Origin of the sequence: Luteimonas sp. TWI662, assembly GCF_039673825.1 — a bacterium.
Lineage (GTDB): Bacteria > Pseudomonadota > Gammaproteobacteria > Xanthomonadales > Xanthomonadaceae > Luteimonas.
The window spans coordinates 60917-83715 of record NZ_JBDJMI010000001.1; the positions used below are offsets into that span (position 1 = coordinate 60917).

A 22799-nucleotide genomic window follows, 5' to 3' on the forward strand; every position below is an offset into this window, starting at 1 on the left:
TCGAGGCACAGGGAAGGCTCATCGCGCCGATTCTATACTTCAGGCATCGTGAGTCCCTGCCCCGACACCCCCGACGCCGCGCCACCGGCACGCCGCGCGCCCGAGCCGCAGCAGGTGGCCGCGCGCATCCGCGCGATCGCGGCCGAGCTGGGCTTCCAGCGCTGCGGCATCGCCGGCATCGAACTCGCCGAGGATGAAGCCCACCTGCGCGATTGGCTCGCCCAGGGGCTGTACGGCACGATGGACTGGATGGCGCGCCACGGCACGCTGCGCGCGCGCCCGGCCGACCTGCTGCCCGGCACCGTGCGGGTGATCTCGGTCGGGCTCGACTACGGCCGCAACGACGACGACAGCGCCTGGGAGACGCTGGCCGATGGCCGCCGCGCCTACGTCGCGCGCTACGCGCTCGGCCGCGACTACCACAAGCTCATGCGCAACCGGCTGCAGAAGTTCGCGCACCGCATCGCCGAGGAGATCGGCCCGTTCGGCCACCGGGTGTTCGTCGATTCGGCGCCGGTGCTCGAGCGTGCGCTCGCACGCAACGCCGGCCTGGGCTGGATCGGCAAGCACACCTGCCTGATCGACAAGCGCGGTGGCTCGTGGTTCTTCCTCGGCGAGATCTACGTCGACGTGCCGCTGCCGATCGATCCACCGGCGAGCGCGCACTGCGGCACCTGCACGCGCTGCATCGACGTCTGCCCGACGCAGGCGATCGTCGCGCCGTACCGGCTCGATGCGCGCCGCTGCATCTCGTACCTGACGATCGAACACGACGGCGCGATTCCCGAACCGCTGCGCGCGCCGATCGGCAACCGCATCTTCGGCTGCGACGACTGCCAATTGGTCTGCCCGTGGAACAAGTTCGCCAAGCGCCACGACGAACCCGACTTCCGCGCGCGCAACGGCCTGGACACCGCAAGCCTGGCCGATCTGTTCGCCTGGGACGAGGACGAGTTCCTGCAGCGCACCGAGGGCTCGCCACTGCGCCGCAGTGGGCATCGCCGCTGGCTGCGCAACATCGCCGTCGCCTTGGGCAATGCGCCGAGCACCCCCGACACCATCGCCGCACTGCGGACACGCCGGCAGTCGGGCGACGCGCTGGTCGACACGCATGTCGAATGGGCGCTGGCGCGACACGACGCGCACTGACGAAGCGACACGTCGCGCGCGGGTTCGCTCGATCGCGGCTGGCGAACGACGCGTGTCCTGGCGGCAGGTCAGCGTTGGCGCAATGACAGGGCCGCAAGGGCCCGCCCCCACCCGGCGCGCTGTGCGCGCCGACCTTCCCCGCGCGCGCGGGAGGTGACTTCAGCATGCGGCGCGCGGCCGACTCCCACACGCATCGATACGCTTGTGCCCTTCCCCCGCGCGCGGGGGAAGGCTGGGATGGGAGCGCTTTGTGCGACACGCCCATGGCTGAGCTGGCGCGCTACGTACGTCGACCTCCCACGTGCGCGGGGGAGGCGGTCGGCACCGATCAGGCGTTGCGGCGGGCGCGCAGTTCGTCGAGCAGGGCGCGGGTGACCGGGTCGGCGATCTCGACGTCCTGGCCCTGTACCGCGGGCAGCAGCTCGCCGGCGATGCGCTTGCCCAGTTCGACGCCCCACTGGTCGAAGGCGTTGATGCCCCACAGCACCGACTGCGCGTAGACGCTGTGTTCGTAGAGCGCGATCAGCGCGCCGAGACTGCGCGGGTCGAGCCGGTCGAGCAGCAACAGCGTCGACGGCCGGTTGCCGGGATACGACTTCTGCGGATCGTCGGCGGAGAACCCGTTGGCCAGCGCCTGCGTCTGGGCGAGCAGGTTCGACAGCAGCGCGGCATGGTTGTCGGTGTGCGGATGGGCCGGATTGACAACGCCGATGAAATCGGCCGGCACCGTCTGCGTCCCCTGGTGCAGCGCCTGGAAGAAACTGTGCTGCGAGTTGGTGCCCGGCCCGCCCCACAGCACCGGCACGGTGTCGAGCCCGACCGGCGCGCCGTCGGGCGTGACCGACTTGCCCAGGCTCTCCATCACCAACTGCTGCAAGTAGGCCGGCAGCAGCGCCAGCCGCTCGTCGTAGGGCAGCACGGCGTGCGTCGCCAAGCCCAGCGCATTGCGGTTCCACACACCGGCCAGTGCATGCAGCAGCGGCAGGTTGCCGGCCAGCGGCGTCTGCAGCGCGTGGGCGTCCATTTCGGCCGCGCCGTCGAGCAAGGCGTCGAAACCATCGGCGCCGATCGCCAGCGCGATCGAAAACCCGACCGCCGACCACAGCGAGTAGCGACCGCCGACCCAGTCCCACATCGGCAGCACACGCTCGGGTGCGACGCCGAAGGCCTGCGCCCGCGGCACGTTGGCGCTGACCGCATACAGCCGCTCGCTGCCGCCCAGCCAATCGCGCACGACCGCGCCGTTGAGCAGGGTCTCCTGGGTGCCGAAGGTCTTGGAGACCAGGATCGCGGCGGTCTTCGCCGGATCCAGCTTCGCCAGGCGATGCTGGGCGTCGCTGCCGTCGACGTTGGTCAGGAAATGCACACGGAAACGACCGGTGCCGAAGTCCTTGAGCGCATCGACCACCAGCCGCGGGCCGAGATCGGAGCCGCCGATGCCGACGTTGACGATGTCGGTGACATCGGACGCCTCGAGCTGCGCGACCAGGGCGCGCATGCGCGTGCGCGCCGCGAGCGCCTGCTCGCGTGCATCGCGCGCCGCCGGCGCCTGCGACAGCGCCGAGCGCAGTGCGACGTGCAGCGCCGGGCGCTGCTCGGACGTATTGACGATGGCACCGTCGAACAGCGCGCGCATCGCGGCCGCCAGCTCGGCCGACACGCCAAGCGCGAGCAGCGCATCGCGGGCCTCGCGATCGAAACGCTGGCGCGCGAAGCTGGCGTAGAGCCCGCCCACGCGCAGCGCGAAGTCGCGCGGGCGCGCGGCGTCGGCGGCGATGAGGTCGGCGATACGCGCCGCGTCCAGGCGCCGCGCATGCGGCGCCAGCGCCTCGATGATCCGCCGCGCCGCCGTCGTCATCAGGCTGCCTGCGCCGGGATAGAATCGTTGGTGTGGGTCATCCGGTTCTGCCGATCGACGTAGACCAGGGTCGGCTTGAAATTGGCCACCTGTGCCTCGTCGAGCGCGCCGTAGGCGCAAATGATCACCAGATCGCCGACCCCGGCCTTGTGCGCGGCCGCGCCATTGACCGAAATGATGCCGCTGCCGGCCTCGGCGCGGATCGCGTAGGTCGCGAAGCGTTCGCCGTTGTTGATGTTGTAGATCTCGATGCGTTCGTATTCACGGATGCCCGACAGGTCGAGCAGATGGCCGTCGATCGCGCACGAGCCTTCGTAGTGCAGCTCGGCGTGGGTCACGGACGCGCGGTGGATCTTGGCTTTGAGCAGGGTCAGTTGCATGGCGGCGGCCGGATCGCGGCCTTGGCAAACGCGGGCGTTCCGCAGGAGTCGGCAAGTATAGGGGCCGTGTGCGGCATCGCAACATGCCGCCCTGGCGCGCGGGCGGCGATTCAGCCGGCCGCAGACACCGGCGCCAAGCTGAATTCGAGGTTGTCGATCAACCGGGTGGTACCCAGCCGGGCCGCGAGCAATGCGACCGCCTCGGCATCGCCCGCCGCCAGCGGCCCGAGCGCGGGCGTGCGCACGACCGCGTAGTCGACCGCGAACCCCTGCGCGCTGAGCTGCGCTTCGGCGTCGGCCTCGACCTGGGCCGGCGCGCGGCCGGCACGCAGGTCATCGCGCATCTCCTGCAGCGTGCGATACAGCTGCGGCGCCCGTGCGCGCTGGTCGGCGTCGAGATACTGGTTGCGCGAGCTCAGTGCCAGCCCGTCGGCATCGCGGGCGATCGCGACCGGCAGCAACTGCACCGGGAACGCGAGCTCGGTGACCAAGTGCGCGATCACCGCCAGTTGCTGGTAGTCCTTGCGCCCGAACGCGGCGACATCGGGCTGCACCTGGTTGAACAGGCGCGCGACGACCGTCGCCACGCCATCGAAGTGGCCCGGCCGATGGGCGCCGTCGAGCACCTCGGTGATCCTGGGCACGCGCACGGTGACCGTGTTCGCCAGCCCCAGCGGATACATCGTCTCCACCGACGGCTGCCACAGCAGGTCGCAGCCCGCAGCGGCCAGCCCTTGCGCGTCCTGCTCGGGTGTCCGCGGATAGCGCGCGAAGTCTTCGTTGGGTCCGAACTGCGTGGGATTAACGAACACGCTGGCGACGACACGGTCGACCTGCGCGCGCAACGCCGCGACCAGCGAAAAGTGCCCCGCGTGCAGGTTGCCCATCGTCGGCACCAGGCCGACGCGCAGGCCCGCGCGCTTCCAGTCCGCGATACGGGCGCGCAGGACGCTCAGGCTGTCGACGGTTTCGATCATGGGGCGTGCGGATTGGAAGGCGAAGGCCGGCGGCGCTGCGCTCAGTTGTAGGAATGCTCGGGGCCGGGGAAGCTGCCGTCGCGCACAGCGGCGACGTACGCGCGCGCTGCGCCGGCGACCGAGCCGCCATCGGCCAGGAAGTCGCGGACGAACTTCGGCCGGCGATGGCCGCTGTCCAGGCCCAGCATGTCGTGCAGCACCAGCACCTGGCCGTCGCAGTCGGGACCTGCGCCGATGCCGATCGTCGGCACTGGCGAGGCGGCGGTGATCTCGGCGGCCAATGCAGCGGGCACGCCCTCGAGCACGATCAACGAAGCACCGGCCTCGGCAATCGAGAGCGCGTCCTCGCGCAGTGCCTGCGCGGCCGCCTCGCCGCGGCCCTGCACCTTGAATCCGCCCAAGCGCAGCACCGACTGCGGGGTCAGGCCCAGGTGCGCGCAGACCGGGATCTCGCGCTCGACCAGGAAGCGCACGACCTCACGCTTGCTCGCGCTCGCGCCTTCGAGCTTGACCATGCCGGCACCGGCCTGCAGCAACCGGGTGGAGGCGTCGAGCGCACGCTCGGGCGTCGCATCGGCCTGGAACGACAGGTCGGCGACGATGAGCGCGCGCCGGGTCGCCCGCGCCACGCAGGCCGTGTGATAGACCATGTCGTCGGTGGTGACCGGCAACGTCGAGCCGTGCCCCTGCACCACCATGCCCAGCGAATCGCCGACCAGCAGCAGGTCGACCCCGGCCGCATCGAAGGTGCGCGCAAATCCGGCATCGTAGGCGGTGAGCATCGAGAGCCGGCGACCCGCGGCGCGGGCCTCGAACAGCGCGGGCACGGTCACCGGCGCGGACATGTGGGGAGTGGTCATCCCACTAGGGTATCGCTTCGATGCCGCTTCGATCCATGCCCGCGAGGATGTCGGCGGCTGCGCCGACACCAGGAATCTGCGCATCCGGCGCGACATCGAGCAGCGGCACCAGCGCGAACGCGCGCGTATGCAGATGCGGATGCGGAACGATCAGTCCCGGCAATGCGAGCCTGGCATCGCCGTACAGCAGCAGATCCAGGTCGAGCGTACGCGGCCCCCAGCGATCGCGGCCATCGGGCGCGCGGCGTCGCCCCAGCGCCGTTTCGATCGACAACAGCGTCTGGAGCAGCGCCATCGCCGGCAGGTCGGTCTCGAACACCGCCGCGGCGTTGATGAAGTCCGGCTGGTCGGTCACACCCCACGCGGGGGTGCGATAGAAGCGCGACAGCGCCCACCCCGAAATGCCGGGCAAGGCCGCCAGCGCACGCGCCGCGTCGCGCACCGTGGCCACCGCGTCGCCGAGATTGGCGCCCAACCCGACGCAGGCGCGCACGCGCGGCGCCTGCGCCGACCCGGTGCTCATCCGGCTGCGGCAGGCGCGCGCCGACGGCGGCGCTTGCGGCGTGGGGCCTGCCCCTCGCCGCCCTCTCCCTCGTCGCCCGGGAACAACGCGATCGCGTGGTCGGGATCGTGCTGGGCTTCCTGCCAGAACGCGACATCGGCGGCATGCGCATCGGAGGCCGCGCTGCGCAACACCAGGAAATCGAACGCGGCGCGGAAGCGCGGGTGCGACAGCATCCGGGTCACCCGCTTGCGTTGGCGCTGCGGGAAGCGCGCCTGCAGCAGCCAGATCTCCTGCATCGGCAGCGAGAACCGACGCGGCAACGCGACCGTCGACAACTGGTGCAGCGTCACCCGGTCGGCCGCCCGGCGCTGGGCATCCACCGGCTGCACGCCCTCTGCCTGCAGCTTCATCAACGTGCGGCAGTACGCCGGCCACAGCAGGGTCGCGAACAGGAACGCCGGCGATACCGGGTCGCCGGCGGCAACGCGGGTGTCGGTCGAGCGCAGGCCCGCGACCACCATCGTGCGCAACGCGCCGCTGCGGTTGCTCGCCAACGCCTTGGCGGTCTCGGGGAACAACGCGCCCAGCAGGCCGTGCCGCTCCAGGCCTTCGAAACTGGCCACCGCGTGCCCGGACAGGAACAGCTTCAGGCATTCCTCGAACAGCCGCGCCGGCGCCGCTTCGGACAACAGCCCGGCAAGCTGCGGGATCGGCGCTGCGGTTTCGGGCGCGATCGAAAAGCCCAGCTTGGCCGCCAGCCGCACGGCGCGCAGCATCCGCACCGGGTCCTCGCGATAGCGCGTCTCCGGATCGCCGATCAACCGCAGCACGCGGTTCTCGACATCCTCGAAGCCGCCGACGTAGTCGCGCACCGAGAAGTCGGCGATCGCGTAATAGAGCGCGTTGGCGGTGAAGTCGCGCCGGACCGCATCGTCCTCGATCGTGCCGTAGACGTTGTCGCGCAGCAGGCGGCCATCGTCGTGGACCTCGCGGTCGCCGCTGCCGTCGTCGACGTTGGCACGGAAAGTGGCGACCTCGATGATCTCGCGACCGAACACCACGTGCGCCAGCCGGAACCGCCGCCCGATCAGCCGGCAGTTGCGAAACAGCGCCTTGACCTGCTCGGGTGTCGCGTCGGTCGCGACATCGAAATCCTTGGGCGCCAGGCCGACAAGAATGTCGCGCACCGCACCGCCGACCAGATAGGCGGCATGCCCGGCCTCATGCAACCGGTAGAGCACACGCAGCGCGCTCTGGCTGATCTGCCGGCGCGAGATGATGTGCTGGTCGCGGGGGATGGTCCGCAACGCGGAGCCCGGAGTCGAATTGTCGTCGTGCATCAAATGAAAATTTTCCGTGGGCACCCGTTGCGGGGCCCGCAAGCCTGCTATACTAGCAAGCTGCACACGTCTTTCCGATGTTCTGCAGACCGGTCGTCCAACCGGTCGCCGCTTCGGCGGTACACCCAGCTCCCTTCGTCTAGAGGCCTAGGACGTGGCCCTCTCAAGGCTAAAACACGGGTTCGAATCCCGTAGGGAGCGCCATCTTCAAGAAAAGGCCCGCGCAAGCGGGCCTTTCTCGTGGCGCGTCGCCGACACCCTGGGAACGCCAGCCACCGCCCCTACCCGGGGTCTGTGTGAATTTTCGCCTCGCGAATTTGCAATCTGACCCCGGTTTTGGCCATGCCTCGACGCTCCGAAGTCGGGTTGCAAACGTCCGCATCAGCGGACGGCCGGCCGATGGCGCGCGCCCGAGTCAGGACAGGATGTCCTGACCGAGGGAAGAGCGGCTTCCGGCGGGTCGGCCGCTGCCCGTCCGAAGACGCCGCGCCGTCGTGTCAGTCAAGCGCTTCTTCGCTCGTCCAACATCACGTCCTGGACGCGCAAATGCGAATCCTTTCCACCGCAGCGCGGAGCCCTGCCTTAAACTTGACGCATTGCCGCGCGTTCGAAGATCTCCATGCCTTTCGTCGTCACCGAAAACTGCATCAAGTGCAAGTACACCGATTGCGTTGAAGTCTGCCCGGTGGACTGCTTCCATGAGGGCCCGAACTTCCTGGTCATCGACCCGGACGAGTGCATCGACTGCACCCTGTGCGAGCCCGAGTGCCCGATCAACGCGATCTACCCCGAGGACGATGTCCCCGCCGGCCAGGAACACTACGTCGCGCTGAACGCCGAACTGGCCCAGGTCTGGCCGGTGATCACCACGCGCAAGGACCCGCTGCCCGACGCCAAGGACTGGGAAGGCAAGCCGGGCAAGCTGCCGCTGCTCGAACGCTGAGCCGACCGGTCCGGCATCGCAACGAGAACGGGCGCCGCGAGGCGCCCGTTCTGCGTTTGCGGACCGGCCCGAAGGGACCGACGCCCAGCCTCAGTTGGCCAGCGCCGCGCGCAGCGCCGCAATCACGCGCTCGGGGCCTGCGCCGCTCGCCGCGACACCGCGCGGATCGACCGCCGACACTGTCGCCCCGCCCTGCCCGGCACCCACGCGCACCAGGAACTGGCTGCCCGCATAGGCGACCTCGTAGGTGCCCAGCGCCTGCGACTGGCTGTTGACGGTCACACCCTCGACCCCCGCCAACGCCTGACCGACGCGGGCGAACACCGCGTCACGCTCGCCGGCCACGGTGAAGGCGACATTCGACAAGGCGGCCGCAACCGTCGCCGACTGGGTCGCCGAGCCGCCGGCCGGCGGCAACGCCATCGCGCCATCGGTGCGCGGCTGGTCGAGGTCCGGCGGCACTTCGAGCGGCCGGCTCTCGGGACTCTGCGCATACAGCGCGTTGTCCTTCTTGAACCAGCGGCAGCCGCTGGCGCCCACGACCGCGACGGCCAGGACGGCGATGGCGACGTAACGGATGGGGGAATGGGATCGACGCATGGGTGGAGTTCTCCTGGGAAATCAGGCGGCGCGCGCGCGGCAGGACCCTTCCAGGTCCGCCGCCAGTCGCGTCGCGTCGTCGGCCTGCGCGCGATGCGCCTCGGCCAGGGGGGTCAACGGCAGGCGCAGCCCGTGGCCGAAGCCCTGGCGCGCCAGTACCGCCTTGACCGGGATCGGATTGGACTCGATGCCCGAAAACGCGTGGATCGGCTGCAGTTGTGCATCCCAGGCCATGGCCTCGTCCGCACGCCCGGCCCGCGCCAGATCGCACAGGCGACGGAACGCGGCGGGCACGATATTGGACACCACCGAGATCGTGCCGTCGGCACCGGCCAGCATCGCGCGCGCAGCGGTGGGATCGTCGCCGCTGAGCACCGAGAACCCCTCGCCCTGCAGCGCCAGAAGCGCCCGCATGCGCGCCTGCCCGTTGTGCGCCTCCTTGATGCCGACGATGCGCGGATGCGTCGCCAGCCCGGTCACGGTTTCGGGCAACAGGTCGGTACCAGTCCGACCCGGCACGTTGTAGAGCAGCACCGGCACGCCGCCATCGTCGGCGACTGCGCGGAAATGGGCGTCCAGGCCTGCCTGGGTCGGGCGCACGTACGCCGGCACCACGACCAGCGCCGCATCGATGCCGAGCGCCGCCGCCCGACGGGTCAGCGCGACCGTCTTCGCCGTGCCCGGCTGACCGGTCCCGGCCAGTACCGGCACGCGGCCGGCGACCTGCGCGACCGTGGTGGCGATCAGCCAGTCGTATTCCTCGTCCTCCAGCGTGGCCGCCTCGCCGGTCGAGCCGGCGACCACCAGCCCCTGGGTGCCCGCTGCCAACTGTGCGTCCACCAGGCGTTTCCACGCCGACCGGTCGAGCGCGCCCGAGGGCGAGAACGGGGTGGCAAGGGCGGTGATGCTGCCGGAGAGTCGCAAGATGAGGCATCCAGGGCTTGGGGACGGGGCGACCGCGGTCGCCGGAACGCGCCCGTTGGGCGCACGAACGGCGGAAACACGCGGAAAATGCCGGCCGATGTTACTTGCGGCCGCGAAGCGCGGGCAAGTATGCTGACCGCGGCACCGGCCCCGGCCGGGTCGCCGTTCACCCTCCAGTCGCCCTCGACGCGCTTGCCGTCGAACAGATTCCCGCCGCGGACGCCGCCTTGACCGATTCCGATACCGCTTCACGGCCTGCGCCGAACGAGAACTACCTGCTCATCAACGCCTACACCACGCATCCGGCCTCGCCGCTGTTGTCGGTGTCGCGGCGGATCGCGGACAGCGGCTGCAATCTCGTCGACACCCGCCTGTCCACCGTGGGCCGCGATGTGTCAGTCACCGCGCTGGCCAATGGCCCATGGGACGCGGTCGCCAAGCTCGAGGCGATGCTCACCCGCCTGGAGCGCGAGGAAGGCCTGAAACTGATCTGGTACCGCACCGGCCCAAAGCCTGTGCAGTCGAACCTGCTGCCTTACGTGGTGGAAGTCGTCGCGGCCGACAAGCCGGGCATCCTGTATCAACTGGCGGATTTCTTCGACCGCCAGGGCATCACGATCGAGAGCCTGCACTCCTCGCGCTATCGCGCGATGCAGACCGGCGCGGACATGTTCTCGGCCCAGGTCACCATCGGCATTCCGTCGAACATGCACATCGCCGCGTTGCGCGACGATTTCCTCGAGTTCTGCGACCACCTCAATCTCGACGCCATCATGGACCCGATGAAGTTCTGATGCCGATGGTGCACCGCTTGCCTCCCGCATCGGCATCGCGCATCGTGATGCGCAACGCCACTGGCATGGAACGGCCGACTGTTCGATGAGCGCCACACCTCTCCCCGCCTCGACACTGCAGCTGCCGCTGGCCCTGTCCGGCGGTACGACCACCACGCTCGCCGCCTACGCGGGCCGCTGGCTGGTGCTGTACTTCTATCCCAAGGACGCCACGCCCGGCTGCACGACCGAGGGCCTGGACTTCAATGCGCTGCTGCCGCGCCTGCATGCGCTGGGGGCGGACGTGCTCGGTGTGTCGCGCGATTCGGTGCGCGCGCACGACAACTTCTGCGCCAAGCAGGGCTTCGCCTTCCCGCTGGTCAGCGATGCCGACGAGGCGCTGTGCCGCGCATTCGACGTCATCCGCGAAAAGACCATGTACGGTCGCAAGGTGCTGGGCATCGAGCGCAGCACGTTCCTGATCGACCCGTCGGGCTGCATCGAGGCGCAATGGCGCAAGGTCCGCGTCGCCGGCCATGCCCAGGCCGTGTTCGACGCGCTGCAGGCCGCGCAATCCCGGTGATCGCCCTTGCCCGCCCCGGCGGCCGCCGTCCCGGATTCCGGGCCATGGCGGCGGCGCCGTGCGCGATCGATATCGGCCGGTTGCCCGGCCTCACCCGTTCTCGACCGCCGGCGCGGATGCTGGCCTCGACCCTGTCTCCCTCCCCGCCCCGCCACGGAGCGCCGCGACCACGATGATGACCCAAGGCAAGCGTGTCTACGTCCTCGACACCAACGTGCTGATGCACGACCCCACGGCGCTGTTCAAGTTCGAGGAGCACGATGTCTACCTGCCGATGCAGGTGATCGAAGAGCTCGACAACGCCAAGAAGGGCACCAGCGAATCGAGCCGCAATGCCCGGCAGGTCAGCCGGTTCATCAACGAGCTGATCGAAGCCTCGGGCAGTGAGCGCATCGCCTCGGGCCTGCCGCTCGCCCGCCCCCAGGGCCTGCAACTGCGCGGCGCGGCCAGCGTCGGCCACCTGCGCTTCCAGACCACGGTGCCCCAGGAGGACAAGACCTCGTTCGGCGCGGTCGCCCCCGACAACCGCATCCTCGGCGCGATCCTCGCACTCAAGCGCGAGGCGCCCGACGGCACGGTGGTGTTCATCTCCAAGGACATCAACCTGCGGATCAAGGCCGCGATCGCCGGCATCGCCAACGAGGACTACGAGAACGATCGCGCGCTCGACGATTTCAGCCTGCTCTACACCGGCGCGACCGCATTGCCCGAGGACTTCTGGACCCGGCACGGCAAGGATCTGCGCTCGTGGACCGACAAGGGCCGCACGTTCTACGAACTCGCCGCCGACGAGGAGGACGGCTGGTATCCCAACCAGTTCCTGTACCTGCCCGGGGACGAAGAATCGGAGTTCCGGGTGGTGGCGGTCGAGGACGGCCGCGCGACGCTGCAGATCGTCGACGACTTCCGCCACAACCAGCATGCGGTCTGGGGCATCCTGGCGCGCAACCGCGAGCAGAACTTCGCGCTCAACGCGTTGATGGACCCGGATGTCGACTTCGTCACGCTGCTGGGGACCGCCGGCACCGGCAAGACCCTGCTGGCACTGGCTGCGGGTCTGGCGCAGACGATGGACCAGCAGCGTTATCGCGAGATCATCATGACCCGCGCGACGGTCAGCGTCGGCGAGGACATCGGCTTTCTGCCCGGCACCGAGGAAGAGAAGATGACGCCGTGGATGGGCGCGCTGACCGACAACCTCGAGGTGCTCACGCACAACCAGGACGGCGGCAGTTGGGGCCGCGCGGCGACCAACGACCTGCTGGCGTCGCGGATCAAGATCCGCTCGCTGAACTTCATGCGCGGACGCACGTTCCTCAGCCGCTACCTGATCCTGGACGAGGCGCAGAACCTCACGCCCAAGCAGATGAAGACCTTGATCACCCGCGCAGGCCCAGGGACCAAGATCGTGTGCCTGGGCAACGTCGAGCAGATCGATACGCCCTACCTGACCGAGACGACCTCGGGCCTGACCTACGCGGTGGACCGCTTCAAGCACTGGGCGCACAGCGCGCACATCACGCTGCGCCGCGGCGAGCGTTCGCGCCTGGCCGATTTCGCGTCCGAGGTCCTCTGACCCCAGCCATCAGCCGGGATGTGCCCGACCGATTGGGGTCCACACGACGCCGGCACCCGCGCTGCGGGTGTCGGCATCCCGCGGCTCGCTACCCGCCACCTCCAACCAGGGCTGTGACGGCTGGATTGATGTATCAGCCATCGATTTGAACCGCTCTGGCTTGCATCGGCTTTCGCTGCGATGCAACATGCCGGCATGCGCCCAGGGCCGCCGCCGTGATCTCCGCCACCCAGCTGCGCGCCGCGCGTGCCTTGCTCGGTCTCGACCAGCGAATGCTGGCGGCGCTGTCGGGCGTCTCGTTGCCGACGATCCAACGCATGGAGGCCAGCGCCGGCGATGTGCGCGGGTCGATCGCGACGCTGACCAAGATCGTCGACGCGCTGGAAGCGGCAGGCGTCGAGTTGATCGGCAACGACCGCCCCAGCCATGGGCGTGGCCGCGGTGTGCGGCTCAAGGACCCGGCATGAGCCCGTTCCGACCATCGAAGGCGGTGCGCTGAGGCGATGGGGATGCAGCTGCCACGCTGGGTCTGGGTGGGCGCAGTGACGCTGGCGTGCATCGCCGGCATGGTCAATGTGACCGGCTACCTGGGCTTCGAGCATCTGGCCGTCAGCCATCTCACCGGCACCACCAGCCTGCTCGGCGCCGCGCTCGCCGACGGCGACTGGCGCTCGGTGCGCCATCTGTGGGCGATGCTGATCGCCTTCAGCATCGGCGCGATGCTCAGCGGCCTGATCATCCAGGACAGTGCGCTGCGCCTGGGACGACGCTATGGCGTCGCGCTCGCCCTTGAGTCGGCGCTGCTGCTGGCCGCGGTCCCGCTGTTTTCGTCCCAGCCCCTCCACGGCGCGCTGTTGGCGGCAATGGCCTGCGGCCTGCAGAACGCGATGGTGACCACCTACAGCGGCGCGATCGTGCGCACGACCCATCTCAGCGGCATGTTCACCGACCTTGGCATCGGCCTGGGCCATCTGATCCGCGGCAAACCACTGCCGATGCGCCGGCTCACGCTCAGCGGACTGATCATCACCGGCTTCCTCGGCGGCGGCGTGCTCGGCACCTGGTTGTTCCGGGCGTTGCACTACCACGCACTGCTGATCCCGGCGGCGCTGACCGGCCTGACCGGTCTGAGCTATGTGGGCTACCGGCACTGGACGCTGGTGCGCGCTACGCGCCGCGTCGAGTGAACGTCTGCCCGTGCGCACAGGGCGTTGCGGCAGAATAGCGCCATGTCCGACACCCCTCGCCCCCCTTCCGCGCTCACCATCGCCGGCTCCGACTCGGGCGGCGGTGCAGGCATCCAGGCCGATCTGAAGACCTTCGCCGCGCACCGCGTGCACGGCCTGTCGGCGATCGCCGCGCTCACTGCGCAGCACACCCGCGGCGTGAGTGCGGTGCACGCGCCGCCGGTCGCATTCCTGCAGGCGCAGATCGACGCCTGCTTCGACGACTTCGACGTGCGCGCGGTGAAGATCGGCATGCTCGCCACCGCGTCGATCGTGGTCGCGGTGGCCGACGCGCTCGCCGCACATCCGCACGTCCCGGTGGTGCTCGACCCGGTGATGATCGCGACCTCCGGCGCCAAGCTGCTCGACGACGATGCGCTCGAAGCCCTGCGCACCCGGCTGCTGCCGCGTGCGACCGTGCTCACCCCCAACATCCCCGAGGCGGAACTGCTGCTCGGTTCGCCGATCGCCGATGCCGCCCGCGCCCGCACCGCACTGGGCGAGCTGCGCGCGCTCGGTGCGCGCGGCGTGCTGCTCAAGGGCGGCCACCTCGACGAGGGCGACCGCGTGGTGGACCGCTACGCCGACGCGCAGACGCAGTTCGAACACGGCGCGCCGCGCCTGGCGATCGACGGCCACGGCACCGGCTGCACGCTGTCGTCGGCGATCGCCGCGCAATTGGCGCTGGGCGCGTCGGCGGCGGACGCCTGCCGCCAGGGCATCGACTACGTGCACGCGACGATGCGCGACGCCTACCGGCCAGGGCGCAGCGCGGTCAGCGTGCTAGGCCACCTGGGGCCGATCGCCCGATGAGCACGCCGTCGCCGCCCCTGACCCTGGTCGCAGGCGACGGCCATCGCTACGAACTGATCGCGCGCGTGCCGGCTGTGCCACAGCGCAGCCTGCTCTGGCTGCCCGCGCTGGGCGTGGCGGCGCGCCACTACCTGCCGTTCGCCGAACGCCTGGCGGCGCGGGGCATCGCGGTGTTCCTGCACGAATGGCGCGGCATCGGCGCAAGCGCGCTGCGTGCAGGACGACACGTCGATTGGGGCTATCGCGAACTGCTGGCCGACATCGCCTGCAGCGAGGCGGCGATGCGCACGGCCGTCCCCAATGCTGGCCGCATCGTCGGCGGGCACAGTCTCGGCGGCCAACTCGCTTGCTGCCATCTGGCCTGTCGACCCGACGCGGCGCAGGCGCTGTGGCTGGTCGCCAGCGGCGCGCCGTACTGGCGCGCGTTCTCCGGCCCGCGCGCGCTCGCGCTGCCGGCGCTCTACCGGTTCCTGGCCTGGCTGTCGCGGGTCAACGGCGCACTGCCCGGTCGCCGGCTCGGCTTCGGCGGCAACGAGGCCCGCGGCGTCATCGCCGACTGGACGCGCAGCGGGCTGTCGGGCCGCTATTGCGCCGCCGGCCTGGACCTGGACTTGGACACCGCGCTGCATCGGGTCGATGTCCCGGTCGCGGCCGCCGTGCTGGTCGACGACTGGATGGCCCCGGCCTCCTCGTTGCGCTACCTGCTCGGCAAGCTCGCCACCCCGGCGCCGACGATCGCGACCTTCGATGCCCAGGCGCTGGGCATCGACGCCGATCATTTCGCCTGGATGCAGCGGCCCGATACGATCGCCGACTGGCTCGCGCAGCGCTGACCCGGTCGCCCCGGGGCGCTGCGCTAAACTGCGCTGTCCTCTTCCCGAACGTCCCCTCGTCCATGAGCGCAACGCCACCCGCACGCGACGACATCCGTATCTCCGTCGTCGGCCTGGGATACGTCGGCCTGCCGCTCGCGGTCGCGTTCGGGCGGCGCCATCCCACGCTGGGCTTCGACATCGACCAGGCGCGCATCGAGCAGTTGCAGGCCGGGCAGGACCATACCCGCGAGTTGTCCGAAGACCAACTGCGCGCGGCGAGCCACCTGCACTACAGCGCCGACCCGGCAGCGCTCGCGCGCTGCAACGTACACGTGATCACTGTGCCGACGCCGGTCGACGACTACCGCCGCCCGGATCTGTCGGCGCTGGAAAGCGCGAGCCGCGCGGTCGGCGCGACGCTCGCGGCCGGCGATGTGGTGATCTACGAATCCACGGTGTATCCGGGCGCGACTGAGGAGGTCTGCGTCCCGATCCTCGAACAGGCCTCGGGCCTGCGCTACCGCGACGACTTCCATGTCGGCTACAGCCCTGAGCGCATCAACCCGGGCGACAAGCTGCACCGCCTGGAGAACACACTGAAGGTCACCGCCGGTTCGTCGCCTGAGGCGGCCGATTTTGTCGATGCGCTGTATCGCGACATCGTCCAGGCCGGTACGCACCGGGTCTCGAGCATTCGCGTGGCCGAGGCGGCGAAGGTCATCGAGAACACCCAGCGCGACGTCAACATCGCGCTGGTCAACGAACTGGCACTGATCTTCGAGCGGCTCGGCATCGATACCTACGAGGTGCTCGAAGCAGCCGGCACGAAATGGAACTTCCTGCCGTTCCGCCCCGGCCTGGTCGGCGGCCACTGCATCGGCGTCGATCCCTACTACCTCACCCACAAGGCCCAGCAGATCGGCTACCACCCGGAGGTCATCCTCGCCGGACGCCGCATCAACGACAGCATGGGCCTGCACGTGGCCCAGCGGCTGGTGAAGCTGATGCAGCAGCGCGGTATCCAGACCGCCGGCGCACGCGTGCTGGTGCTGGGCCTGGCCTTCAAGGAAAACTGCCCGGACCTGCGCAACACGCGCGTGGTCGACGTCGTCGCCGAACTGCGCAGCTATGGCGTCGAAGTGGACGTGCACGACCCCTGGGTGGCCCCGGCCTATGCCGAGCACGAGTACGGCCTGCGCCCGGTCGCTGTGCCCGAGGCGGGCGCCTACGACGCCATCGTGCTGGCGGTCGCCCACAGCCAGTTCCGCGAACTCGGCAGTGCAGGCATCCGCGCCTACGGCAAGCCCGGCGCGGTGCTGTTCGACGTCAAGGCGATCCTGCCGGCCGACGAGGTCGACGCACGGCTGTAGCGCCGCCCCCTATGCGCGCTTGACGCCGCGCGAGCGCCGCCGTCAAGCGCGGTGATAGGGATGGTTGGCCAGCATCGCCGCAGCGCGGTAGAGCTGTTCGGCCAGCACCAGTCGCACCAGCATGTGCGGCAAGGTCAGCGGCCCCAACGACCAGCGCTCGTCGGCGCGCGCCAGCACCGCATCGGCGTGGCCTTCCGGTCCGCCGATCAGGAAGGCCAGATCCCGCCCCTGCGCCCGCCAGTGTTCCAGCCGCTGGGCGAGGTCCTCGGACGAATGCATGCGGCCGCGGCCGTCGAGCGCCACCACCAGCGCATTGCGTGGCAGCGCGGCGAGCACACGCGCGCCCTCGTCGGCCATCGCACGTGCCGTGTCGCGGCCCTTGCCGCGCAGGCCCGGCTCGACCTCGACCAGGTCCAGCGGCAACCAGTGCGACAGGCGCTTGCGGTACTCGCCGAAGCCATCGGCCACCCAGCCGGGGGCACGCTCGCCGACCGCGACCAGTCGGGCCTTCATGCGGTCATGCGCGGCAGACGGCCATCGTCCGGGGCCGAACGCCGGTTCACCCGTCGCTGCGCGGCTCGCCGGCGCCCGGTGGCTGGTCGCCGACGGTCCACAGGCGCTCGAGCGCGTAGAACTCGCGCACGCGCGGCAGCATGACGTGCACGACCACATCGCCCAGGTCGACGAGCACCCACTCGGCCTCGCGCTCGCCCTCGACGCCGAGCGGCTGGCAGTCGAGCTGCTTGGCGCGCTTGACGACCTCATCGGCGATCGACTTCACGTGGCGGCTGGAGGTGCCGGAGGCGACGACCATGAAGTCGCAGACACTGCTGCGGCCCCGCACGTCGATATCGACGACATCGACGGCCTTGAGGTGGTCGACCGCGTCGAGCGCGGTGCGGAGCAGAACATCTGCCGCCGGCGGCGGCTCGGGCAGACGGGTCTTGATGACGTGGGCGGTATCGGACAAGGGATCGGGACTCGGAAAGTGCGGCGTGGATTATAGCGGAGCGCCCGGCGGCGGCCGGTACAGCCCCTTCTCCTGGATGAATGCGGCCACCGCGTCAGGCACCAGGCCCGCCAGCGGTGCACCGGCGGCCGCCCGTGCGCGCACCTGCGTGGCCGAGACCGGATGCAGCGGCTGGCGCAGGCGCAGTACCCGCCCGGCCGGGATCGCCGACAGCGCCGCCGGGTCATCGGTCCAGCGATCGGCCAGGCAGGCCGCCAACGCCGGCGCCAGCGCACCGTCCAGGCCGCTGCCTGGACGCTCGGCGACCACCAGGTGCGCCAACGCGAACAGCGCCTGCCAGCGATGCCAGCCAGGCAGGCCCAGCAGGCTGTCGGCGCCGACCAGCCAGGCCAGCGGCCGGGCATCGCCCAGGCGCGCACGCAGCGCGGCCAAGGTGTCGACGGTGTAGCTGCGGCCGCCACGCTGCAGTTCCTCCGGATCGAGCAGCAGGCCCGGCTCGCCGTCGATCGCCAGCGCGATCATCGCCGCGCGCTGCGCGGCATCGGCACCGGGCGGCGCGCGATGCGGCGGGTCGGCAGCGGGCATCAGCCGGACGGCGCAGCCCAGCGCGTCGCGCGCGGCCCGCGCGATCGCCAGATGGCCGCAATGCAGCGGATCGAAGGTGCCGCCGTAGACCAGGTAGAGCATCGCCGGGGTCAGGCCGCCAGCAGCGCGCCGGCCCGGGCGTCGGCGACCGCGATCAGCAGCCGCTCGAGCGCGAGCCAGGCGTCGGCCGGGTCGATCCCCGGCCGGCCGCGCCCCTTGGCGATCCGGTCGATCCGGCCGGCCTCGGCGACGAAGCGGTCCCAACGCGCAGCCGGGTGCCGCTGCAGCGCACGCCGGTAGCCGGCCTGGCGCGCGTCCCAGATGCGCTGGGCCTTGAACTCGGCCGCCATGTTGCCGCCGCGCACCTGGACCTGTGCCAGGCTGGCCGCGCGCGTGAGCTCCATGACGATCATGCCCATCAGCGCAGGAATCGCCGCGCCCTCGGCGCGCAGGCCCGCCAGCATCCGCGCAGCCTGCGCCGGCTGGCCGTTCATCGTCGCATCGAGCAGCCGGAACACGTCGTAACGCGCGGCATCGGCGACCAGCGCCTGCATCCGTGCCACATCCAGCGGCTGGCCGTCGGCCAGCAGCGCGAGCTTGTCGACCTCCTGCGCTGCAGCCAGCAGGTTGCCGTCGACGCGCTCGGCCAGCAGTTGCACCGCGGCCCGCTCGGCGGGCACGCCGCGACTGCGCAGGCGCGCCTCCATCCAGCCTTCGAGTTCGTGTGGCTTGACCTGCCAGGCGACGACCAGATGCCCGACCGCCGCCACCGCCTCGCTCCACTTGCCGCCGTGCTGGCGGCTCCATTCGCCGCCGGTGATCAGCAAGGTGACGTCAGCCGGCGGATCGGCGCAGAAGCCGGCGATGACCTGCGCGCCCTCCTTGCCGGGCTTGGTCGTGGGCAGGCGCAGCTCGACCAGCCGTCGGCTGGCGAACAGGCTCGGCGCTCGGAACGTGGCTTCGAGCGCGTTCCAGTCCACATCGCGGCCTTCGGGCTCGAAGACTTCGCGCTCGGACACGCCCTGGGCCCGTGCCGCGGCCCGGACCGCGTCGGCGGCCTCGAGCACACGCAGCGGCTCGGGGCCGGCGATCAGATAGGCCGGCCGCAATGGCTCGCGCGCCAGTTGCGCGGGCAGGCGTTCGGGGGTCAGTTCCACGGCGGGGACACGCCGCTGGCCGGGGCCGCCGCCATCAATTGCGCACGCGTTCCTGCGGGTTGCGGAACACGGCGTCGATGCGGCGGATGATCGAGGCGGTCATCTCGCGCTCGAGCTCGCGCGACAGCAGCTCGCGCTCGGAATCGGCGCCGATCGAGTCGGTCGGCAACGCAAGATAGTCACGCGCCAGCTCGATCGCCTGCTGGGGCACGATGTCCCGGCCGTCGGCGTCGCGCATCGTGAACACCACCGCGTAGCGCAGCGTGTACTCCTGCGCGCGGCCCTGGGCATCGAGGCTGGCCGGCAGCGACGCCCAGCGCTCGGAGCGGATGTCGAGCACCGCGACGTCGACCGCATCCTCCTCGGCGATCTGCGCGCCGGCCGCGGCCAACGCGCGCTCGACCGAACGCGCGAGCCGGCTGTAGGGATCGGACGAGACGATGTCCACAGGCCCCAGCTCCGCCGGCAGCGTCAGTGCGTTGCGCAGATGGAAGCCGCAGGCCGACAGGGTCAGCGCAAGAACCGCAGCGACGGCGGCCAGACGGAGGGAAACCGGGCGAAGGATGCTCATGGGCGGAGTCTGGACGAGGCGGTCTTGGCCGGCAAGCGGCGCGCGGACGCGCCGCCCCGGCAGGTTCAGGCGGCGACGATGTTGACGATCTTGCCCGGCACGACGATCACCTTGCGCACGGTCATCTGTGCCAGGAAGCGCGCCACGTTGGGCTCGGCCAAGGCCTGCGCCTCGACCGCGTCCTTGGCGGCATCGGCGGCGACCTCGATCGTCCCACGCAGCTTGCCGTTGACCTGGACGGCCAGGGTCAGCGCATCGCGGGCCAGCGCGGCCGGGTCGACGCGCGGGAACGGCTGGTCCTCGAGCAGTGTCTCGGGGTGGCCCAGCAGTTGCCACAGCGCGTGCGCGATGTGCGGGGTGATCGGATTGAGCAGCAACACGATCGTCGAGAAGGTCTCCTGCAGCAACGCGCGTGCGTTGGCGTCGTCGGCCTCGAACTTCTGCACATGGTTGAACAGCTCCATCACCGCCGCGATCGCGGTGTTGAAGCTGTGGCGGCGGCCATAGTCGTCGCCCACCTTCTGGATCGCCTCGTGCAGTTGCCGGCGCAGCGTCCGCTGCGCCGGGGTGGCGGCGGCGACGTCGAAGGCGCCGGCCGGGCCGGCCTCGACGTGCCGCTGGACCTGCGTCCACAGCCTGCGCAGGAAGCGCGCCATGCCCTCGACGCCGGCCTCGTTCCATTCCAGCGACTGTTCGGGCGGGGCGGCGAACATCGAGAACAGGCGCACGGTGTCGGCACCGTACTTGTCGATCATCGACTGCGGATCGACGCCGTTGTTCTTGGACTTGGACATCTTCTCCACGCCGCCCACCTGCACCGGCGCGCCGTCGAGCCTGGACACTGCACCGACGATACGGCCCTTGTCGTCGCGCGAGACCTCGACGTCGGCTGGGCGGATCCAGTCCTTGCCGCCGTTGGCCTGCTCCCGATAGAACGTCTCGGCGATCACCATGCCCTGGGTCAGCAGGTTGCGGACCGGCTCGTCGCCCTGCACCAGGCCCGCGTCGCGCATCAGGCGATGGTAGAAGCGGAAGTACAGCAAGTGCAGGATCGCGTGCTCGATGCCGCCGATGTACTGGTCGACCGGCATCCAGTAATTGGCGCGCTCGTCGACCATGTCCGCAGCGCCGGGCGAGGTGTAGCGCGCGGTGTACCAGCTCGACTCCATGAAGGTGTCGAAGGTGTCGGTCTCGCGCTCGGCCGGGCCGCCGCAGTCCGGACAGGTGGTCTTGCGCCACTGCGGATCGGACTTGATCGGCGACTGCACGACGCCCGGGTTGGCGAACGCGCCCTCGACATCCTCGGGCAACAGGACCGGCAACTGGTCCTCCGGCACCGGCACCGCGCCGCAGGCCTGGCAGTAGATCACCGGAATCGGGCAGCCCCAGTAGCGCTGGCGGCTCACGCCCCAGTCGCGCAGCCGGAAGTTGACCTTGCGTGCGCCCTGCCCCTGCGTGCCCAGGTACGCGGCCAGCGCATCGAAGGCGCCCTCGAAATCCAGGCCATCGTACTGACCGGAATTGATCAGCACGCCGCGCTCGGTGTAGGCGCCGCGCTGCTCGATGCCGTCGAGATAGTCGCGAACCACCGCGACCGCCGCCGAGGTGTCGTAGGCATCGACCGACCCGCCGGCCAACGCGGCCTGGAACGGGTCGGCGTCGTGGGCAACGTCGCCGATCACCTCGCGCAACGCATCGCGTACTGCCAGCGGCACGATCACCGGCCGCACCGGCAGGCCGTAGGCCTTGGCGAACTCCCAGTCGCGCTGGTCGTGCGCAGGCACCGCCATCACCGCGCCGGTGCCGTAGCCCATCAACACGAAGTTGGCGACGTAGATCGGCACATCCTCGCCGGTGACCGGATGGATCGCCCACAGGCCGGTCGCCATGCCGCGCTTGTCCTGGGCCTCGAGCTCGGCCTCCGACACGCCGCCCTGGCGCAGGTCGGCCAGGAACGCGGCCAGCTCAGGATTGTCCTGCGCGGCCTTGAGCGCCAGCGGGTGCTCGCCGGCGATGCTCAGGAAGGTGACGCCCATCAGCGTGTCGGGACGCGTGGTGTAGACGGTCAGCGGGGTCGCTTCGCCGTCGACCGCGAAGGTGATCTCCAACCCCTCGCTGCGGCCGATCCAGTTGCGCTGCATGGTCTTGACCGAATCCGGCCAGCCCTCGAGCGTGTCCAGGCCGTCGAGCAGTTCCTGCGCGTAGTCGGTGATCTTCAGGAACCACTGCGGGATCTCGCGCTTCTCCACCACCGCGCCCGAGCGCCAGCCGCGGCCGTCGATGACCTGCTCGTTGGCGAGCACGGTCTGGTCGATCGGATCCCAGTTGACGACCGCATTGCGGCGGTAGGCCAGACCCTTTTTCATCAGCCGCACGAACATGCGCTGCTCGTGCACGTAGTAGTCCGGGCTGCAGGTGGCGAACTCGCGGCCCCAGTCGATCGCATAGCCCAGCGCCTGCAGCTGTCCGCGCATATGGTCGATGTTGGCGTAGGTCCACTTGGCCGGCGCGGTCGCGTTCTTGATCGCCGCGTTCTCGGCCGGCAGGCCGAACGCGTCCCAGCCCATCGGCTGCAGCACGTTCTTGCCGATCATGCGCTGGTAGCGGCTGATGACGTCGCTGAGCGTGTAGTTGCGCACGTGGCCCATGTGCAGCGCACCGGAGGGGTAGGGCAGCATCGACAGGCAGTAGTACTTGGGCCGGTCGCTGCGCTCGACGACTTCGAAGGCATGGGTGTCGGTCCAGAACCGCTGGGCGTCGGCCTCGACGCGGGTAGGCTGATAGGCGTTGGACGACGGAGCTGCGGGATCGCTGGACACGGACG

General features: G+C 70.2%; 24 protein-coding genes and 1 tRNA gene. 11 read left to right on the forward strand and 14 right to left on the reverse strand.

All coding sequences use genetic code 11. The annotated features are described in order from the left end of the window. Positions 1 to 48 precede the first annotated feature (48 nt). Positions 49 to 1149, forward strand: a complete 1101-nt coding sequence (gene queG / locus ABE488_RS00275) for a tRNA epoxyqueuosine(34) reductase QueG (protein ID WP_346446562.1) — start codon at positions 49 to 51, stop codon at positions 1147 to 1149. A gap of 328 nt (positions 1150 to 1477) precedes the next feature. Here the strand turns inward: queG and pgi are convergent, their stop codons facing one another. The 6 genes from pgi to pcnB form a co-directional block, all read right to left on the reverse strand. Further along, complete coding sequence (pgi, locus tag ABE488_RS00280) at positions 1478 to 3007, reverse strand: glucose-6-phosphate isomerase (RefSeq protein ID WP_346446563.1); 1530 nt, start codon at positions 3005 to 3007, stop codon at positions 1478 to 1480. Beyond that, complete coding sequence (gene panD, locus ABE488_RS00285; RefSeq protein WP_346443918.1) at positions 3007 to 3387, reverse strand: aspartate 1-decarboxylase; 381 nt, start codon at positions 3385 to 3387, stop codon at positions 3007 to 3009. Before panD ends, pgi begins: the two co-directional genes overlap by 1 nt. A 110-nt stretch (positions 3388 to 3497) precedes the next feature. Beyond that, entirely contained in the window at positions 3498 to 4364 is an 867-nt protein-coding gene (gene panC, locus ABE488_RS00290) for a pantoate--beta-alanine ligase (protein ID WP_346446565.1), read from the reverse strand. Positions 4365 to 4405: 41 nt separating this feature from the next. Further along, positions 4406 to 5224: a 3-methyl-2-oxobutanoate hydroxymethyltransferase gene (gene panB, locus ABE488_RS00295; RefSeq protein ID WP_346446566.1), complete on the reverse strand. Its 819-nt coding sequence runs from the start codon at positions 5222 to 5224 to the stop codon at positions 4406 to 4408. A gap of 4 nt (positions 5225 to 5228) precedes the next feature. After that, the gene (folK, locus tag ABE488_RS00300; protein WP_346446568.1) at positions 5229 to 5747 is read right to left on the reverse strand and encodes a 2-amino-4-hydroxy-6-hydroxymethyldihydropteridine diphosphokinase; all 519 of its coding nucleotides are present in this window, start codon (positions 5745 to 5747) and stop codon (positions 5229 to 5231) included. Then, positions 5744 to 7069, reverse strand: a complete 1326-nt coding sequence (pcnB, locus tag ABE488_RS00305; protein WP_346446570.1) for a polynucleotide adenylyltransferase PcnB — start codon at positions 7067 to 7069, stop codon at positions 5744 to 5746. The genes folK and pcnB overlap by 4 nt, the downstream gene beginning before the upstream one ends. A 128-nt stretch (positions 7070 to 7197) precedes the next feature. On the opposite strand from pcnB, the gene ABE488_RS00310 reads away from it, so the two are divergent. Then, positions 7198 to 7273 (forward strand) — tRNA-Glu (locus ABE488_RS00310). 415 nt (positions 7274 to 7688) lie between these two features. Next, positions 7689 to 8012 (forward strand): ferredoxin FdxA, encoded by a 324-nt coding sequence (gene fdxA, locus ABE488_RS00315; protein WP_346443910.1) that lies wholly within the window; start codon positions 7689 to 7691, stop codon positions 8010 to 8012. Positions 8013 to 8102: 90 nt separating this feature from the next. On the opposite strand, the gene ABE488_RS00320 is transcribed toward fdxA, so the two are convergent. After that, positions 8103 to 8612: a hypothetical protein gene (locus ABE488_RS00320; protein ID WP_346446571.1), complete on the reverse strand. Its 510-nt coding sequence runs from the start codon at positions 8610 to 8612 to the stop codon at positions 8103 to 8105. Between the two features lie 21 nt (positions 8613 to 8633). Then, on the reverse strand, positions 8634 to 9536 hold the full coding sequence (gene dapA / locus ABE488_RS00325; protein WP_346446573.1) for a 4-hydroxy-tetrahydrodipicolinate synthase: 903 nt from the start codon (positions 9534 to 9536) through the stop codon (positions 8634 to 8636). 206 nt (positions 9537 to 9742) lie between these two features. Between dapA and ABE488_RS00330 the strand changes: the two genes are divergently transcribed. The 8 genes from ABE488_RS00330 (at position 9743) to ABE488_RS00365 (ending at position 16692) form a co-directional block, all read left to right on the forward strand. Next, entirely contained in the window at positions 9743 to 10330 is a 588-nt protein-coding gene (locus tag ABE488_RS00330) for a glycine cleavage system protein R (RefSeq protein WP_183426267.1), read from the forward strand. Between the two features lie 85 nt (positions 10331 to 10415). Continuing rightward, positions 10416 to 10892 (forward strand): peroxiredoxin, encoded by a 477-nt coding sequence (locus ABE488_RS00335; RefSeq protein ID WP_346446575.1) that lies wholly within the window; start codon positions 10416 to 10418, stop codon positions 10890 to 10892. Positions 10893 to 11067: 175 nt separating this feature from the next. Continuing rightward, entirely contained in the window at positions 11068 to 12468 is a 1401-nt protein-coding gene (locus ABE488_RS00340; RefSeq protein ID WP_346444018.1) for a PhoH family protein, read from the forward strand. Positions 12469 to 12683: 215 nt separating this feature from the next. Beyond that, on the forward strand, positions 12684 to 12935 hold the full coding sequence (locus ABE488_RS00345; RefSeq protein ID WP_346443902.1) for a helix-turn-helix transcriptional regulator: 252 nt from the start codon (positions 12684 to 12686) through the stop codon (positions 12933 to 12935). A gap of 36 nt (positions 12936 to 12971) precedes the next feature. After that, a complete protein-coding gene (locus ABE488_RS00350) occupies positions 12972 to 13655 on the forward strand; it encodes a YoaK family protein (RefSeq protein ID WP_346443900.1) in 684 nt (227 codons plus the stop codon). Positions 13656 to 13697: 42 nt separating this feature from the next. After that, positions 13698 to 14507, forward strand: coding sequence for a bifunctional hydroxymethylpyrimidine kinase/phosphomethylpyrimidine kinase (thiD, locus tag ABE488_RS00355; RefSeq protein ID WP_346446577.1), 810 nt, complete (start codon positions 13698 to 13700; stop codon positions 14505 to 14507). Further along, on the forward strand, positions 14504 to 15340 hold the full coding sequence (locus ABE488_RS00360; RefSeq protein WP_346446579.1) for an alpha/beta hydrolase: 837 nt from the start codon (positions 14504 to 14506) through the stop codon (positions 15338 to 15340). Before thiD ends, ABE488_RS00360 begins: the two co-directional genes overlap by 4 nt. A gap of 62 nt (positions 15341 to 15402) precedes the next feature. Next, positions 15403 to 16692: a nucleotide sugar dehydrogenase gene (locus tag ABE488_RS00365; RefSeq protein WP_346446580.1), complete on the forward strand. Its 1290-nt coding sequence runs from the start codon at positions 15403 to 15405 to the stop codon at positions 16690 to 16692. Positions 16693 to 16734: 42 nt separating this feature from the next. Here the strand turns inward: ABE488_RS00365 and rlmH are convergent, their stop codons facing one another. The 6 genes from rlmH to leuS form a co-directional block, all read right to left on the reverse strand. Next, positions 16735 to 17205 carry a 23S rRNA (pseudouridine(1915)-N(3))-methyltransferase RlmH gene (rlmH, locus tag ABE488_RS00370; protein WP_346446582.1) on the reverse strand — a complete coding sequence of 157 codons (471 nt, stop codon included), beginning with the start codon at positions 17203 to 17205 and terminating at the stop codon, positions 16735 to 16737. Between the two features lie 46 nt (positions 17206 to 17251). After that, on the reverse strand, positions 17252 to 17662 hold the full coding sequence (rsfS, locus tag ABE488_RS00375) for a ribosome silencing factor (protein WP_337244929.1): 411 nt from the start codon (positions 17660 to 17662) through the stop codon (positions 17252 to 17254). A 30-nt stretch (positions 17663 to 17692) separates the two neighbouring features. Next, a complete protein-coding gene (gene nadD, locus ABE488_RS00380; RefSeq protein WP_346446583.1) occupies positions 17693 to 18349 on the reverse strand; it encodes a nicotinate-nucleotide adenylyltransferase in 657 nt (218 codons plus the stop codon). Positions 18350 to 18357: 8 nt separating this feature from the next. Further along, the gene (gene holA, locus ABE488_RS00385) at positions 18358 to 19404 is read right to left on the reverse strand and encodes a DNA polymerase III subunit delta (RefSeq protein ID WP_346443891.1); all 1047 of its coding nucleotides are present in this window, start codon (positions 19402 to 19404) and stop codon (positions 18358 to 18360) included. A 34-nt stretch (positions 19405 to 19438) separates the two neighbouring features. Then, positions 19439 to 19975 (reverse strand): LPS assembly lipoprotein LptE, encoded by a 537-nt coding sequence (lptE, locus tag ABE488_RS00390; protein ID WP_346443890.1) that lies wholly within the window; start codon positions 19973 to 19975, stop codon positions 19439 to 19441. Between the two features lie 65 nt (positions 19976 to 20040). Beyond that, on the reverse strand, positions 20041 to 22794 hold the full coding sequence (leuS, locus tag ABE488_RS00395; RefSeq protein ID WP_346446584.1) for a leucine--tRNA ligase: 2754 nt from the start codon (positions 22792 to 22794) through the stop codon (positions 20041 to 20043). Positions 22795 to 22799 lie beyond the last annotated feature (5 nt).

Coding starts and splice junctions, on each gene's coding strand:
- ABE488_RS00365 (WP_346446580.1), top strand. CDS start 15,403: ATGAGCGCAACGCCACCCGCACGCGACGACATCCGTATCTCCGTCGTC.
- lptE (WP_346443890.1), bottom strand. CDS start 19,975: ATGAGCATCCTTCGCCCGGTTTCCCTCCGTCTGGCCGCCGTCGCTGCG.
- panD (WP_346443918.1), bottom strand. CDS start 3,387: ATGCAACTGACCCTGCTCAAAGCCAAGATCCACCGCGCGTCCGTGACC.
- panB (WP_346446566.1), bottom strand. CDS start 5,224: ATGACCACTCCCCACATGTCCGCGCCGGTGACCGTGCCCGCGCTGTTC.
- ABE488_RS00350 (WP_346443900.1), top strand. CDS start 12,972: ATGGGGATGCAGCTGCCACGCTGGGTCTGGGTGGGCGCAGTGACGCTG.
- thiD (WP_346446577.1), top strand. CDS start 13,698: ATGTCCGACACCCCTCGCCCCCCTTCCGCGCTCACCATCGCCGGCTCC.
- ABE488_RS00340 (WP_346444018.1), top strand. CDS start 11,068: ATGACCCAAGGCAAGCGTGTCTACGTCCTCGACACCAACGTGCTGATG.
- ABE488_RS00335 (WP_346446575.1), top strand. CDS start 10,416: ATGAGCGCCACACCTCTCCCCGCCTCGACACTGCAGCTGCCGCTGGCC.
- ABE488_RS00360 (WP_346446579.1), top strand. CDS start 14,504: ATGAGCACGCCGTCGCCGCCCCTGACCCTGGTCGCAGGCGACGGCCAT.
- pgi (WP_346446563.1), bottom strand. CDS start 3,007: ATGACGACGGCGGCGCGGCGGATCATCGAGGCGCTGGCGCCGCATGCG.
- folK (WP_346446568.1), bottom strand. CDS start 5,747: ATGAGCACCGGGTCGGCGCAGGCGCCGCGCGTGCGCGCCTGCGTCGGG.
- fdxA (WP_346443910.1), top strand. CDS start 7,689: ATGCCTTTCGTCGTCACCGAAAACTGCATCAAGTGCAAGTACACCGAT.
- panC (WP_346446565.1), bottom strand. CDS start 4,364: ATGATCGAAACCGTCGACAGCCTGAGCGTCCTGCGCGCCCGTATCGCG.
- rlmH (WP_346446582.1), bottom strand. CDS start 17,205: ATGAAGGCCCGACTGGTCGCGGTCGGCGAGCGTGCCCCCGGCTGGGTG.
- ABE488_RS00320 (WP_346446571.1), bottom strand. CDS start 8,612: ATGCGTCGATCCCATTCCCCCATCCGTTACGTCGCCATCGCCGTCCTG.
- nadD (WP_346446583.1), bottom strand. CDS start 18,349: ATGCTCTACCTGGTCTACGGCGGCACCTTCGATCCGCTGCATTGCGGC.
- pcnB (WP_346446570.1), bottom strand. CDS start 7,069: ATGCACGACGACAATTCGACTCCGGGCTCCGCGTTGCGGACCATCCCC.